Source organism: Mycobacterium sp. M26, assembly GCF_001494595.1.
Taxonomy (GTDB): Bacteria; Actinomycetota; Actinomycetes; order Mycobacteriales; family Mycobacteriaceae; genus Mycobacterium.
On the sequence record NZ_LN929907.1, the window covers coordinates 685,038 to 698,400 of the forward strand.

17 protein-coding genes are annotated in these 13,363 nt (G+C 67.2%); 10 read left to right on the forward strand and 7 right to left on the reverse strand.

The features are described from left to right. Positions 1–84: 84 nt before the first annotated feature. The 3 genes from BN3385_RS03360 to BN3385_RS03370 form a co-directional block, all read right to left on the reverse strand. Positions 85–615 (reverse strand): hypothetical protein, encoded by a 531-nt coding sequence (locus BN3385_RS03360; RefSeq protein ID WP_059015019.1) that lies wholly within the window; start codon positions 613–615, stop codon positions 85–87. A gap of 64 nt (positions 616–679) precedes the next feature. Then, a complete protein-coding gene (locus BN3385_RS03365) occupies positions 680–883 on the reverse strand; it encodes a hypothetical protein (protein ID WP_059015022.1) in 204 nt (67 codons plus the stop codon). A gap of 19 nt (positions 884–902) precedes the next feature. Continuing rightward, positions 903–1,082 carry a hypothetical protein gene (locus BN3385_RS03370; RefSeq protein WP_059015037.1) on the reverse strand — a complete coding sequence of 60 codons (180 nt, stop codon included), beginning with the start codon at positions 1,080–1,082 and terminating at the stop codon, positions 903–905. Positions 1,083–1,230: 148 nt separating this feature from the next. Between BN3385_RS03370 and BN3385_RS03375 the strand changes: the two genes are divergently transcribed. Both BN3385_RS03375 and BN3385_RS03380 read left to right on the forward strand, forming a co-directional pair. Continuing rightward, positions 1,231–1,875, forward strand: coding sequence for a response regulator (locus BN3385_RS03375; RefSeq protein WP_059015039.1), 645 nt, complete (start codon positions 1,231–1,233; stop codon positions 1,873–1,875). A 22-nt stretch (positions 1,876–1,897) separates the two neighbouring features. Beyond that, positions 1,898–3,076 carry a sensor histidine kinase gene (locus tag BN3385_RS03380; RefSeq protein ID WP_059016334.1) on the forward strand — a complete coding sequence of 393 codons (1,179 nt, stop codon included), beginning with the start codon at positions 1,898–1,900 and terminating at the stop codon, positions 3,074–3,076. A gap of 46 nt (positions 3,077–3,122) precedes the next feature. Here BN3385_RS03380 and BN3385_RS03385 read toward each other — a convergent pair whose 3' ends face one another. After that, complete coding sequence (locus BN3385_RS03385) at positions 3,123–3,599, reverse strand: acyl-CoA thioesterase (protein WP_059015041.1); 477 nt, start codon at positions 3,597–3,599, stop codon at positions 3,123–3,125. Positions 3,600–3,692: 93 nt separating this feature from the next. On the opposite strand from BN3385_RS03385, the gene BN3385_RS03390 reads away from it, so the two are divergent. The 3 genes from BN3385_RS03390 to BN3385_RS03400 are packed head-to-tail and all read left to right on the forward strand — an operon-like array spanning position 3,693 to position 6,395. Further along, complete coding sequence (locus BN3385_RS03390; RefSeq protein WP_059015043.1) at positions 3,693–4,556, forward strand: ABC transporter permease; 864 nt, start codon at positions 3,693–3,695, stop codon at positions 4,554–4,556. After that, positions 4,553–5,587 (forward strand): taurine ABC transporter substrate-binding protein, encoded by a 1,035-nt coding sequence (locus BN3385_RS03395; protein ID WP_059015046.1) that lies wholly within the window; start codon positions 4,553–4,555, stop codon positions 5,585–5,587. The genes BN3385_RS03390 and BN3385_RS03395 overlap by 4 nt, the downstream gene beginning before the upstream one ends. Continuing rightward, entirely contained in the window at positions 5,571–6,395 is an 825-nt protein-coding gene (locus BN3385_RS03400; RefSeq protein WP_082690261.1) for an ABC transporter ATP-binding protein, read from the forward strand. Before BN3385_RS03395 ends, BN3385_RS03400 begins: the two co-directional genes overlap by 17 nt. Here BN3385_RS03400 and BN3385_RS03405 read toward each other — a convergent pair. Next, entirely contained in the window at positions 6,392–7,531 is a 1,140-nt protein-coding gene (locus tag BN3385_RS03405) for a low temperature requirement protein A (RefSeq protein ID WP_502688035.1), read from the reverse strand. The genes BN3385_RS03400 and BN3385_RS03405 overlap by 4 nt on opposite strands. A gap of 30 nt (positions 7,532–7,561) precedes the next feature. Then, a complete protein-coding gene (locus BN3385_RS27965) occupies positions 7,562–7,690 on the reverse strand; it encodes a hypothetical protein (protein ID WP_197415162.1) in 129 nt (42 codons plus the stop codon). Positions 7,691–7,845: 155 nt separating this feature from the next. Here BN3385_RS27965 and BN3385_RS03410 point away from each other — a divergent pair, with 155 nt between their 5' ends. Further along, entirely contained in the window at positions 7,846–8,505 is a 660-nt protein-coding gene (locus BN3385_RS03410; RefSeq protein WP_059015052.1) for a TetR/AcrR family transcriptional regulator, read from the forward strand. Positions 8,506–8,536: 31 nt separating this feature from the next. After that, on the forward strand, positions 8,537–8,977 hold the full coding sequence (locus tag BN3385_RS03415; RefSeq protein WP_059015053.1) for an SRPBCC family protein: 441 nt from the start codon (positions 8,537–8,539) through the stop codon (positions 8,975–8,977). A 4-nt stretch (positions 8,978–8,981) separates the two neighbouring features. Here BN3385_RS03415 and BN3385_RS03420 read toward each other — a convergent pair whose 3' ends face one another. Beyond that, positions 8,982–9,674 carry a GntR family transcriptional regulator gene (locus BN3385_RS03420; protein WP_059015055.1) on the reverse strand — a complete coding sequence of 231 codons (693 nt, stop codon included), beginning with the start codon at positions 9,672–9,674 and terminating at the stop codon, positions 8,982–8,984. Between the two features lie 147 nt (positions 9,675–9,821). Between BN3385_RS03420 and fadD5 the strand changes: the two genes are divergently transcribed. The 3 genes from fadD5 to BN3385_RS03435 all read left to right on the forward strand — a co-directional run bounded on the left by fadD5 (position 9,822) and on the right by BN3385_RS03435 (position 13,361). Further along, a complete protein-coding gene (fadD5, locus tag BN3385_RS03425) occupies positions 9,822–11,459 on the forward strand; it encodes a fatty-acid--CoA ligase FadD5 (RefSeq protein ID WP_059015057.1) in 1,638 nt (545 codons plus the stop codon). 314 nt (positions 11,460–11,773) lie between these two features. Then, positions 11,774–12,490, forward strand: coding sequence for an ABC transporter permease (locus BN3385_RS03430; protein WP_502688051.1), 717 nt, complete (start codon positions 11,774–11,776; stop codon positions 12,488–12,490). 1 nt (position 12,491) lies between these two features. Further along, a complete protein-coding gene (locus BN3385_RS03435) occupies positions 12,492–13,361 on the forward strand; it encodes an MlaE family ABC transporter permease (protein ID WP_059015061.1) in 870 nt (289 codons plus the stop codon). The last annotated feature ends 2 nt before the right edge of the window (positions 13,362–13,363 follow it).

Here is a 13,363-nt window from a genome sequence, read left to right on the forward strand (position 1 = left end):
AACGCAACGACGAGGCCCTCCCTCATGACCAAAGGAAGGGCCTCGCCGTGCATGTGGAGAAACTGGTCGCTACGTCACCACCTCCTATCCGCCGGCCGAGGGGGCCGGGGGCTTAACCGGTGTCAGCCCGGGCCCACCGGGACCGACCTTGGCCGAGGTCGGGGAATTCTCGACCGGCGTATGGACCTCCGTCGGCGGGTTCTCGACGGGAGTGTGGGTGGTGGTCTTCGGCGTCGACGGCGGCGTGGCGGTCGGCACTGCGCCGACCTTGACGCCCCGGTGGGTCGGCGTCGGCGGCTCGGGGGCGGGGTTGGTTTCGTGCGTCGGTGCCGCCGACTTGGGCTTGGGCGGAGCCATCGTCGACGGGACCGTGGGTGCGGATACGCCGCCGCCGCGCGCGGCGGTCTTCGGCGCCGCGGCCGGCGACGTCGCGGAGGGTTTGGTGCCGCCGCTGCCGCCCGGACCCCGACCGGAGCTCGCGCTGGTCGACGTCGAGGTGCCGGTTTCGGCCGAGGCGACGCTCGCCAAGCCCAGGGCGGCACCGCCGAGGATCACCGCACCCACGACGGGTGCTGCCAGGAACCGAATGGCCGGATGGTTGATGGGTAGTGTCATTTCTTCTCTCGTTTCGTGTAATAGGTTGTGTTTTCGAGTCATTCGGTGTTGCGGGTGAGAGCTATCACTCCTCCCCGCCGTTGTGCTGATGGCGGACACCGGCCCCTTGGGCGGCTTCCATGCCGATGTGCGCGGTGCCGGCAGCGCCGTAGTCCGCCAGGTTGGTCGACTGACTCTGGCCGGAGAGGAACGTTCCGGTGAAGATTCCGCACGCCGCGACGGGCGCGGCGATGAGGGTGGCGAGGCGGATTTTTGTGGTCCGGTTCATGGTCGGTCTACCTGTCGAATCAGATGGTGATGGTCACCAGGTTTGTGGGGTTCGAGGGGATGCCGGCCGCGGTGGTGCTCAGGCCCATGGTGTCGGCGGCACCCGGTGTGTTGATGACGAGAGCACCGGCCAGGACGCCCATCGCGAGCGTCGGTCCCGCCAGGACGGTGGCGAAGCTGCGAGTGAATGTGCGGTCCATGTCGGTCTCCCTTGCTGTCGGTGCCGATCGCTCTCGGCTACGTTTCGACTATTGCCCGGCGCGGCCGCCCGGTCTGTCCGCCGACTGGGCCCTTGTAGTGATGAAGTGTTTGTCCCCCGATTGGGGGAACCTGTGCGAAGCTCTCGCCATGTCCCAGAACCGCAAGGTGCGCGTGGTCGTCGGTGACGATCACCCGCTGTTCCGCGATGGCCTGGTCCGGGCGCTCAGTGGCAGCGGTGAGATCGAGGTGATCGCCGAGGCCGACGACGGCCCGTCGGCCCTGGCGTTGATCAAGGAACACGAGCCCGAGGTGGCGCTGCTGGACTACCAGATGCCCGGGATGGACGGAGCCGAAGTGGCCGCCGCCGTGGTCCGCGACGAGCTGGCCACCCGGGTGCTGCTGGTGTCGGCGCACGATGACGCCGAGATCGTCTATCACGCGCTGCAGCAGGGCGCGGCCGGCTACCTGCCCAAGGATTCGACCCGCTCCGAGATCGTCAACGCCGTCCTGGACTGTGCCAAGGGCCGCGACGTCCTGGCCCCGCGTTTGGCGTCGGGTCTGGCCGTCGAGATCCGCCGACGCGCTGAACCGTCCGGCCCGGCGCTGAGCGCGCGGGAACGCGAAGTGCTCGGCATGATCGCGCACGGCCGCAGCATCCCGTCGATCGCCGAGGAACTGTTCCTGGCGCCCTCGACGGTCAAGACCCACGTCCAGCGGCTCTACGAGAAGCTGGGCGTCAGTGACCGGGCCGCCGCCGTCGCCGAGGCGATGCGCAGGGGACTGCTGGAGTAGCGTGCCGCGCGACGTCTCTCACATGCTCGATTACCTGACGAGCGAGCCGGTCCGGGTCGCGGCAGTGCTGCGGCTGCCGCTGATCGTTCTGATGGCGCTGCTGGTCTACATCCAGGACGTCGAACACTGGCTGCCCGACGTTTACGGTGCCGTTCTGCTGCTCTACGCGGCCTTCGCGTTGGTGTGGCTGGTCGTCGTGGTCCGCATCCCGATCCGCTGGTGGTTCGGGGTGGCCTCGACCGCCGTCGACGTGCTCGTCGTGCTGGTGCTGTGTCTGGCCTCCGGCGGGGCGACGGTGTGGCTGCTGCCGGTGTTCTTCTTGGTGCCGATCACGGTCGCCTTTCTGGATCGTCCCGAACTGACCGCCGCGCTCGGGCTCAGCGCGGCCGGCGGCTATCTGATCGCCTGGATCGTGTATGCGGTGCGGGACAAGATGATTGCGGTGCCCGCAGTGGTCTACGTACAGGTCGGCTGCCTGCTGTGGTTGGCCGCGGCGACCACCGCGCTGTGCTACGTGCTGTCCAAACGGCGGGCGCGGGTGCGGGCCCTGCTCGATGTCCGCCGGCGGCTGGTGGCCGAATCGATGCAGGCCGACGAGCGCAACAACCGGCATCTGTCGGAGCAGCTGCACGACGGACCGTTGCAGAACCTGCTGGCCGCGCGGCTGGATCTCGAGGATCTGCGGGACCGCCCCACCGGCGAGGGATTCGATCGGGTGGATGCCGCGCTGCGCGAGACCGTCACTCTGCTGCGTAACACCGTCACGACGCTGCATCCGCAGGTGCTGGCCCAGGTGGGTCTGGGTCCGGCGCTGCGCGAGCTGGTGCGCCAGTACGAGCAGCGCTGGGATGTCACCTTTGACTGTGAGATCGACGAGGTCGGCAAGCCGCGGGCGCAGGCCTTGCTGTACCGGGCCGCCCGCGAACTTCTGTCCAACGCGCACAAGCACTCTCGTGCCACCAGGGTGCAGGTTGATCTGCACAAGGTCGCCGGCGCGGTGGTGCTGCGGGTGGTCGATGACGGGGTGGGCTTCGACCCTGCGGTGCTGGACCGCAAGGTCGCCGACGGCCACATCGGGCTGGCCTCGCTGGTGGTCGGTATCGAGGAGATGGGCGGTTCGGTCCGGTTCGCCCATACCTCCGGTGGCGGGGCGACGACGGTCGTCACGATGCCGGAGCAGGAGAACCCGCTAGCCTCCTAGCGCCGAAACCGACAAACGGGCGCGAAAGTGCAAGTGTGCAGCGCCATTACGTCGATCTCGACGGCGCGCCGAGGCTGACCGACGCCAGCTTGGCGCGGTCGTCGTCGGTGAACGGCACCGGGCCGTCGTCGCCGAGCAACACCAGCACCGTGTCGCACACCCCGACACAGGTGCCGTCGATGAACAGCCCGGTGGACGCCACGAACGATGTCCGGCCGATCCGTCCGACCCCGGCACCGGTGCGCACCATGGCCGGCCAGTGCGCCTCGGCCAGGAAGTGGACGGCGTTCTGTGACGTCACCAGCCGGAACTGGCGGGTGGTGACGTCATAGATATCGGGGAACAGCGAGCGGTTCATCGTCGCCCGCGCGTTCTCGTGCATCGACTCCAGTGCGAGGTTGTTGATGTGGCCGTTGGCGTCCATATCGCCGTAGCGGGCCGCCACCTCGTCGACGACGGGATAGCTGTCCAGCTTGAGCCGGGCCGGGTCGGGCCGGTCGGCGATGGTTGTCCATTCGGTCACAAGGTCGGGAGCCTAGTCGGTGAGCTAGGATGACTTTCACTCGCGCTGAGCCCAGCCATTCCTTTCCTGTGAAGACGCCGTCACAGTGTCCGGGTGTCTGTGTTCGTTGACGTGACCCCTGATGAGGGGGCCCGGCCGGCCGCTGCTGAACAGCAGTCCTCGGCCAGGTGGCGGGGTGTGGCCAAGCGGGCCGGGCTGCCACTGCTCTCGGTGCTGGTGTTCTTCCTGGTCTGGCAACTCGCCGCGGCCAGCGAGATCTGGAACCAGACGTTCGTCCCGTACCCCAGCACGGTGTGGCACGCCTTCATCGACGTCTCCACCACGCACGACGGCGTCCGGGGCTATGCGGGCTACCTGCTGTGGGAACACCTCTATATGACCCTGCGCCGGGTGTTCGTCGGCGTGGTCATCGGTGTCGCGGTCGGTGTCCTGCTCGGTCTGGCCATGGGCTCGATCCCGTGGGTGCGCAGTGTGCTCGAACCGTGGCTGACCTTCCTGCGGGCCCTGCCCCCACTGGCGTACTTCTTCCTGCTCGTCATCTGGCTCGGCATCGACGAGGCACCCAAGATCACTCTGCTGGCTCTGGCCGCGCTGCCGCCGGCCGCCGTCGCCACCACCGCGGCCGTGGTGGCCGTGCCGGTCAGCCTGGTCGAAGCCGCACGCGCGCTCGGTGCGTCACGACGTGATGTGGTGCGCGACATCGTCATTCCATCGGCGCTGCCCGAAACGTTCACCGGCATCCGCCTCGCGGTCGGCATGGCCTACTCGTCGGTGGTCGCCGCCGAGTTGTTCAACGGCATTCCCGGTATCGGCGGCCTGGTCAAGGACGCCAGCAATTACAACAACACTCCCGTGGTGCTCGTCGGCATCTTCGCCATCGGCATCTCGGGTCTGGTGATCGACGGTCTGCTGCGCTCGGTCGAGCGTCGTGCCGTCCCCTGGAGAGGAAAGGTATGAACCTGAAGAGAATTGCCGCTGTCGCACTCGCCGCGATCACCATGATCGGGATGGCGGGCTGCTCGGTGGACCGCGGCAAGAACGATGCGGGCAAGCCGACGCTGCGCATCGGGTATCAGACCTTCCCCAGCGGCGATCTCATCGTCAAGAACAACCGGTGGCTGGAAGATGCGTTGCCGGACTACAACATCAAGTGGATCAAGTTCGACTCCGGCGCCGACGTCAACACCGCGTTCATCGCCAAGGAGCTCGACTTCGGCGCCCTGGGTTCCAGCCCGGTGGCGCGCGGCCTGTCGGCCCCGCTCAACATCCCCTACAGCGTCGCCTTCGTCCTCGACGTCGCCGGCGACAACGAGGCACTGGTCGCACGCAACGGCAGCGGCATCAACTCGATCGCCGACCTCAAGGGCAAGCGGGTGGCCACCCCGTTCGCGTCCACCGCGCACTACAGTCTGCTGGCGGCACTGGCCCAGAACGGCTTGTCGCCCAGTGATGTTCAGCTGATCGACCTGCAGCCGCAGGCCATCCTGGCGGCCTGGGAGCGCGGCGATATCGCAGCGGCCTACACCTGGCTGCCGACCCTGGACCAGCTGCGCAAAACCGGTAAGGATCTGATCACCAGCCGCCAGCTGGCCAAGGACGGCAAACCGACCCTCGACCTGGCCGCGGTGTCGAACTCCTTCGCCAAGGATCACCCCGAGGTGGTCGACGTGTGGCGCAAGCAGCAGGCCCGCGCACTGACCGTCATCAAGGACGATCCGGCCGCGGCGGCCAAGGCCATCGGCGCCGAGATCGGGCTCTCGCCCGCCGATGTCGAGGGACAGCTCAAGCAGGGCGTCTACCTGACCCCACAGGAGGTGGCCTCGCCGCAGTGGCTGGGCACCGAAGGCAACCCCGGCAACGTGGCGGTCAACCTGGAGAGCGCCTCGCAGTTCCTGGCCGAGCAGAAGCAGATTCCGGCCGCCGCACCGCTGAAGACGTTCCAGGACGCCATCTATACCCAGGGGTTACCTGATGTCATCACCAAGTGAGACGGTGGCCGGCGCCCGGGCGCCGGCCTCGTCGGCCTCCCACACCGACGGCGGTATCCACATCAGCGACGTCAAGCACCGCTATGGGACGACGACGGCGCTGGGTCCGATCAACCTCGACGTCGAACCGGGTTCGTTCCTGGTTCTGGTCGGCGCGTCGGGCTGCGGCAAGAGCACGCTGCTGCGGCTGATCGCCGGCTTCGAATCACCCAGCGAGGGCGAGCTGACGGTCTCGGGCCGCCAGCCGGTGCCCGGCAAGACCGCGGGTGTGGTGTTCCAGCAGCCCCGGCTGTTCCCGTGGCGCACCGTCGGCGGCAATATCGAACTCGCGCTGAAGTATTCGGGCACCCCGCGGGAACGCCGCGCCCAGCGGCGCGACGAGCTGCTGCACCGGGTGGGACTGGAAGCCATCGGCGGCCGCAAGATCTGGGAGATCAGCGGCGGTCAGCAGCAGCGGGTGGCGATCGCCCGGGCGCTGGCCTCCGAGCGGCCCGAGACGTCGCTGCTGCTGCTGGATGAGCCGTTCGCGGCGCTGGATGCCCTGACCCGCGAACGTCTTCAGGAGGACGTCCGTCAGGTCAGCGCGGAGTCGGGGCGCACCACGGTGTTCGTCACCCACAGCGCTGACGAGGCGGCCTTCCTGGGATCCCGGATCGTGGTGCTGACCCGCCGCCCGGGCCAGGTGGCGCTGGACCTTCCGGTCGACCTCCCGCGCAGCGGTGTCGATCCCGATGAACTGCGCCGCTCGCCGGAGTACACCAGGTTGCGTTCCGAGGTCGGCCGGGCCGTGAAAGCGGCTGCCGCTTAGGTCTTTTGGGCCGCGTGGCGCCAGCTGACCAGGCCAGCGGCGGCCACCATGACGGTGGCTGCGCCGGCAGGCGGATAGGGCAGCAGAGCCGAAGCGACCATCGCGGCGGCCAGCACCACGGTGCCGACCGCCTGGACAGCATCGCCGCGCACCGCATCGAGCACCAGCCAGGTGGCGACGATGAACACCGCCAGCGGGATCGTCAAGGTCAGCCCGGCGATGCCGTGCGGCAGATGGCTTTCGCCGAGGTGTTCGGCCACGGCGACTTCCACCCCCGCGGAGAACGCGGCCGCCGAGGCGAAGATGAAGTAGTGCAGGTAGCCCCAGAAGAACGCCCTGCGGAACGTCATCAACTGATCGTGCTGGGGACGGTCGAAGTAGATCCACCACATGGCCGCCACGATGATCAGCGAGCAGGTGGCACAGGCGATCAAACCAGTCCGTGCCTCGGTGTCCGAGAGGCTGCCGATGATCGAATTCGCGCTCGCGAGAATGGATTCGCCAAGCACGATCAGGGTGAACAGGCCGTACCGCTCGGCGATGTGGTGATGGTGGAACGCCGTCGGCCGGTGTCGTTCGGCGATCGGGGACACCGACAGGTCCACGACTGCCAGAACCGGGAACAGCCACACCGGGCCACCGACGACCGCCCACGTCACCCACAGCGACTGGACCACGACGATCCCGACGGCGTAGCGCACGCAGGTGCCGCGGTACTCCGGATCGCTGATGGCCGCACGCGTCCACTGGGCCGCCGCCGCCACCCGCATGATGACGTAGCCGACCACGATGGCCCGAAAGTCGTTGTCCAGCATGGCTCGTTGCGCGCCGGCGGCAATCGTCAGCGCCCCGGCCATCTGGACGAAGGTGGCCAGCCGGTACAGCCAGTCATCGGTGTCGAAGGCGCTGGAGAACCAGGTGAAGTTCAGCCAGGCGTTGAAGATCGCGAAGAAGACCATCGCGTAGGCGGCCAGGCCGTGGCCGAAGTGCTGGTCTTCCCACAGATGGTGCAGGGCACCGGAGGCTTGCGACACGGCGACGACGAACACCAGATCGAACAGCAGCTCCAGGCTGCTGGCCGTGCGGTGTGGTTCGTGGGGGTCGCGGGCGAGCATGGCCCGCAAGCCGGCCGTCAACGGAGGCGGCGGGAGATCAGGAAGATGTGGTTAAACCGGGGGGTAAGCCGGCGGTGGGTAGACGCCGCGCAGCGCCCAGGGCAGCCAGCTGAAGAAGTACTCGATCTCATCGCTGGCGTCGTAATCCGGATTCGGATCCATGAGGTAATCCTTCCGCATCATGACCGCTGTCGCACGCGACAGGGTGCCTCGCCCTGTGACCGGCAGTCTAACCCGGCGGCCCGGGCTGCAACACCGATCAGGGTCATTGCCTAAACTATCCAACCAGTTGATAGATAGCCGGCTCCGGTCGGAGTAGGACGAGCGAGGACACCATGCCACCCGAGAACGGGATGACCCGCCGCGAAGAGCTGCTGGCCGTCGCCACCAAGCTGTTCGCCGCCCGCGGCTATCACGGCACCCGGATGGATGACGTCGCCGACGTCGTCGGCCTGAACAAGGCGACGGTCTACCACTATTACGCCAGCAAGTCGCTGATCCTGTTCGACATCTATCAGCGGGCCGCCCAGCGCACGCTGGCCGCCGTCCACGATGATCCGTCCTGGACCGCGCGCGAGGCGCTCTACCAGTACACAGTGCGGCTGCTCACGAATATCGCCAAGGATCCCGAGGGTGCGGCCGTCTACTTCCAGGAGCAGCCCTACATCTCCGAGTGGTTCACCGAGGAGCAGGTGGCCGAAGTCCGCGAGAAGGAGACCCAGGTCTACGAGCACGTCGCCGGGCTGATCGAGCGCGGGATCGCCAGTGGCGAGTTCTACGAGTGCGACTCGCACGTGGTGGCCCTTGGCTATATCGGTATGACCCTGGGTGCCTACCGCTGGCTGCGGCCTGACGGCCGGCGCAGTGCGCAGGAGATTGCCGCCGAATTCAGCACCGCACTGCTGCGGGGCCTGATCAAGGACGACAAGACCCGCGTCGAGTCACCGCTGGGTGCCGCCGAGAACCACGTCACAGCGGGTAAGGCGCACGCCTAGGGCGGCCTGCCGGGCTGGATATGATCGGCCGATGCCGCTCGTCTCCAAAACTCTTGAGGTCAACGCCGACGCCGCCTCGATCCTGGGCATCGTGGCCGACTTCGAGGCCTATCCGCAGTGGAACGACGAGGTCAAGGCCGTCTACATCCTGGCCCGCTATGACGACGGCCGGCCCAGTCAGCTGCGCATCGACACTGTCATCCAGGGCCACGAGAGCACCTTCATCCAGGCCGTCTACTACCCCGGTGAGGGGCAGATCCAGACCGTCCTGCAACAGGGCGATGTCTTCACCAAGCAGGATCAGCTGTTCTCGGTGGTGGCGATGGGACCCTCCAGCCTGCTGACCGTCGACCTCGAGGTCGAGACGTCGATGGCGGTGCCCGCCATGATGGTCAAGAAGCTCACCAACGACGTGCTCGAGCACCTGGCCGCCAACCTGAAGACCCGCGCCGAGCACCTCGCCGCCAGCTGAGCCCTCAGCGCCAGATACCGCTGCTCTCGAGCTGGTCCATCAGCCGGGTGGCGCCGTCGCTGAACTCCTCTTCGACGGTCCGCAGCAGGATCTCGCTGTCGTGGTTGCGCAGTGCCTCGATCATCTGACGGTGGTTGTCCACCGCCGACGTGCCCCACGACATGTCCGTCACATAGATCAGTGGTGGCATGTAGCGCGCGACATGCAGCAGGAACCAGGACAGCTTGAAACGTCCGGTGGCCCGGTTGAACAACCGGTGGAAGCTGAACTCGGCAGCGGTGGTGGCGTCAGGATCGCAGTTGAGTACGGCGCGGGCCAGGGCCTCGTTGGCCGCTTCGAGCTCGTCGATCTGCGCGTCGGTGATGCGGTCGACGGCTGAGGCGGCGAGTTCCTTGGCCATGGTGGCCTGCAGCCAGTAGATGTCGGCGATGTCCTGCCGGGTCAGCGGCAGCACCACGTAGCCGCGGCGGGGTTCCAGCTGCACCATGCCCTCACCGCGCAGGGTCAGCAACGCCTCCCGAACCGGGGTGATGCTGACACCGAGTTGGGCGGCGGTGTCGTCGAGCCGGATGAAGGTTCCGGGCCGCAGATTGCCGGTCATGATGGCGTCGCGCAGGTGCTGGGCGACCTCGTCGGCGAGCTGGGAACGGCGACGTCGCGGGGGGTTCGCCGGCCGTGCCGAGGTCGGTGCGTTCACGTGACCTCCGAGGACTTGTGTGGGCGGCGAGTAAGCAATAGTGTGACGCGGGCGACACCAGATTTGATCAAATATAACGGCGATCGCGCACCTCGGTGCGGCGTTCACGCAACGTTCACGGCAGGCGAAACCGAACAGGGGGACGAGGTGACCACACAGTTGACCAATTCCACCGAACAGGCGACCGAACAGCCGTATCTGGCGCGCCGCCAGAACTGGACCAACCAGCTGGCGCGACACGCCCTCATGCAGCCCGACGCCGCCGCGATCCGCTTCATGGGCAAGACCACCACGTGGGCCCAGTTCGACCAGCGCGTCACCGCGCTGGCCGGTGCGCTCAGCCGGCGCGGAGTCCGGTTCGGTGATCGCGTCATGATCCTGATGCTCAACCGGCCCGAGTTCGTCGAGGCGACCCTGGCCGCAAACCAGCTCGGTGCCATCGCGGTACCGGTCAACTTCCGGCTGACCCCGCCCGAACTGGCGTTCCTGGTGCAGGACTGCGAGGCCGCCGTCGTGGTGACCGAGCCGGTGCTGGCCGATGTCGCCAAGGCCGTGCGTGACCTCGCACCGGCGCTGACCACCGTGATCGTGGCCGGGGCGGGCACCGACGCCGACGTGCTCGGCTACGAGGACCTGGTCACCGAAGCGGGGGATCCACCCGCACCGGTCGACATCCCCAATGACCACGCCGCCCTGATCATGTACACCTCGGGTACCACCGGACGCCCCAAGGGCGCGGTGCTCACCCACACCAACCTCGCCGGCCAGGCGATGACCTCGATGTACACCACCGGGCCCGATATCAACCATGACGTCGGCTTCATCGGCGTTCCGCTGTTCCACATCGCCGGGATCGGCAACATGCTGGGCGGCCTGCTGCTGGGCACCCCGACGGTCATTCACCCGCTGGGCGGATTCGATCCCGGTGAGCTGCTCGACGTCCTGGAAGCCGAGAAGGTCACCGGCATCTTCCTGGTACCGGCCCAGTGGCAGGCGGTGTGCGCCGCGCAGCAGGCCAAGCCACGCGACGTCCGGCTGCGGGCACTGTCGTGGGGCGCCGCCCCCGCCTCCGACACGCTGTTGCGGCAGATGGCCGAAACGTTCCCCGACAGCAAGATCCTGGCCGCGTTCGGCCAGACCGAGATGTCTCCGGTGACCTGCATGCTGCTCGGCGACGACGCGATCCGGAAGCTGGGTTCGGTGGGCAAGGTCATCCCGACCGTCGCCGCCCGGGTGGTCGACGAGGATATGAACGACGTGCCGGTCGGCGAGGTCGGGGAGATCGTCTACCGGGCGCCCACGCTGATGGCCGGTTACTGGAACAACCCGCAGGCGACCGCAGAGGCGTTCGCCGGAGGCTGGTTCCATTCCGGCGATCTGGTCCGGATGGACGACGAGGGCTATGTCTGGGTGGTCGACCGCAAGAAGGACATGATCATCTCCGGCGGTGAGAACATCTACTGCGCCGAAGTGGAGAACGCCCTGGCGGCCCATCCGGCCATCGTGGAAGTGGCCGTCATCGGCCGGCCGCACCCCAAGTGGGGTGAGGTTCCGGTCGCGGTCGCGGCGATCTCCGCAGCCGAGCTTGCCCTGGCCGATCTCGATGACTTCCTGAATGAACGACTCGCGCGCTACAAGCACCCCAAGGCGATTGAAATCGTCGATGCGCTGCCACGGAATCCGGCCGGTAAGGTACTCAAGACCGAGCTGCGAATCCGCTTCGGCGCCACCGCCGATGCCGACGGTGCTGGCGAAACAGGTTCGGATACAGCAAATCCCGGCTGACCCGCGGCACGTTTACCCATGCGAAAGATTCCGAGAAATGACGATGGAGGGCTAATAGTGCAGATGCGGTGCACGGCCCGTATTTCATCGGGTACATTCCTGTGGTCCGCCTTACTACCCATCGGTAAGGAGACGCCGGTCACAGGTTGCGGGTCGGGGCGAGGAGGGTTTGTGCCAGGCATGCTGCCGTTGTGCCGCGACGACGAACCTGTTGTCGCTGAGCGGGTCTCCCGGTGACAGCGACAACGGGGGTGTCCGCCTACGTTGCGGACCGGCTGCGCTCGCCACTAAATGCCGTCGGCGGCTTCTTCCGGATGTGCGTGCTCACCGCGAAGGCCACCACCAAGTGGCCGTTCGAGTTCCGTGAGTTCGTGCTGCAGAGCTGGTTCCTGTTCCGGGTGACGTTCCTGCCCACCGTCGCGGTGGCCGTCCCGAACACGATCCTCATCATCTTCACGATCAACATCCTTCTGGTGGAGTTCGGCGCCGCCGACGCATCCGGTGCGGGTGCTGCCCTGGCCGCCGTGACCCAGCTGGGCCCGATCGTCACCGTGCTCGTGGTCGCCGGCGCCGGCTCGACGGCCATCTGCGCCGACCTCGGTGCCCGCACCATTCGCGAGGAGATCGACGCACTCGAGGTGCTCGGCATTGATCCGATCCACCGGCTCGTGCTGCCGCGCGTGGTGGCCTCCACCTTCGTCGCGGTTCTACTCAACGGCGCGGTCATCACCATCGGCCTGGTCGGCGGATTCATCTTCGGTGTCTACGGCCAGAACGTCTCGGCCGGTGCCTACCTGTCGACCCTGACCCTGATCACCGGCCTGCCCGAGGTCGTCATCTCCATCGTCAAGGCCCTCATCTTCGGCTTGATCGCCGGACTCGTGGGCTGCTACCGCGGCCTGACGGTGTCCGGCGGCGCCAAGGGCCTGGGCACCGCGGTGAACGAAACGCTGGTGCTCTCGGTCGTCGCGCTGTTCGCCGTGAACGTCGTGCTGACCACCATCGGTGTCCGATTCGGAACGGGGCGGTGACATGAGCACCTCAACAGTCCTGCGGGGCCGGTACCCCCGCGCCTACAGCTCCGCCACCAAGTGGGCGTCGGCTCCGGGCCGGTTCGCCGAGAACGTCGGCAAGGTGGCCTGGTTCACCGTCACCGCGGTCGGCCAGATCCCCCACGCGCTGCGGTACTACCGGCGCGCGACGCTGCGACTGATCGCCGAGATCGGTATGGGCACCGGCGCGATGGCGGTGATCGGCGGCACCATCGCCATCGTCGGATTCGTGACGCTGTCCGGCGGCTCGCTCATCGCCATCCAGGGTTATGCCTCGCTGGGCAACATCGGTGTGGAGGCCTTTACCGGCTTCGTGGCCGCACTGGTCAACGTGCGCGTCGTCGCCCCGCTGGTGTCCGGCCACGCGCTGGCGGCCACGGTTGGTGCCGGTGCGACCGCCGAGTTGGGCGCCATGCGGATCGCCGAAGAGATCGACGCCCTCGAGGTGATGGGCATCAAGTCGATCAGCTACCTGGTCTCGACCCGCATCCTGGCCGGCATCGTGGTGATCGTCCCGCTGTACGCGATGGCGCTGCTGCTGTCGTTCCTGGCGGCACAGCTCACCACGACGGTGTTCTATGGCCAGTCCACCGGCACCTACGACCACTACTTCCGCACGTTCCTGCGGCCCGACGATGTGTTCTGGTCCTTCGTGGTGGCGATCATCATCGCCCTCTTCGTGATGATCAACCACTGCTACTTCGGCTACAACGCCAGCGGCGGCCCGGTGGGCGTCGGCGAGGCGGTGGGTGTGTCGATGCGTGCCTCACTGGTCGCGGTGGCGACCGTCGTTCTGTTGGCCTCGTTGGCGCTGTACGGCACCAACCCGAACTTCAACCTCACGGTCTAGCG

Bases quoted from the DNA above. Each gene is read 5' to 3' on its own strand.
- BN3385_RS03360 (WP_059015019.1), bottom strand. From the start codon at position 615: ATGACACTACCCATCAACCATCCGGCCATTCGGTTCCTGGCAGCACCC.
- BN3385_RS03365 (WP_059015022.1), bottom strand. From the start codon at position 883: ATGAACCGGACCACAAAAATCCGCCTCGCCACCCTCATCGCCGCGCCC.
- BN3385_RS03370 (WP_059015037.1), bottom strand. From the start codon at position 1,082: ATGGACCGCACATTCACTCGCAGCTTCGCCACCGTCCTGGCGGGACCG.
- BN3385_RS03375 (WP_059015039.1), top strand. From the start codon at position 1,231: ATGTCCCAGAACCGCAAGGTGCGCGTGGTCGTCGGTGACGATCACCCG.
- BN3385_RS03380 (WP_059016334.1), top strand. From the start codon at position 1,898: ATGCTCGATTACCTGACGAGCGAGCCGGTCCGGGTCGCGGCAGTGCTG.
- BN3385_RS03395 (WP_059015046.1), top strand. From the start codon at position 4,553: ATGAACCTGAAGAGAATTGCCGCTGTCGCACTCGCCGCGATCACCATG.
- BN3385_RS03400 (WP_082690261.1), top strand. From the start codon at position 5,571: ATGTCATCACCAAGTGAGACGGTGGCCGGCGCCCGGGCGCCGGCCTCG.
- BN3385_RS27965 (WP_197415162.1), bottom strand. From the start codon at position 7,690: ATGCGGAAGGATTACCTCATGGATCCGAATCCGGATTACGACGCCAGC.
- BN3385_RS03410 (WP_059015052.1), top strand. From the start codon at position 7,846: ATGCCACCCGAGAACGGGATGACCCGCCGCGAAGAGCTGCTGGCCGTC.
- BN3385_RS03415 (WP_059015053.1), top strand. From the start codon at position 8,537: ATGCCGCTCGTCTCCAAAACTCTTGAGGTCAACGCCGACGCCGCCTCG.
- BN3385_RS03430 (WP_502688051.1), top strand. From the start codon at position 11,774: ATGTGCGTGCTCACCGCGAAGGCCACCACCAAGTGGCCGTTCGAGTTC.
- BN3385_RS03435 (WP_059015061.1), top strand. From the start codon at position 12,492: ATGAGCACCTCAACAGTCCTGCGGGGCCGGTACCCCCGCGCCTACAGC.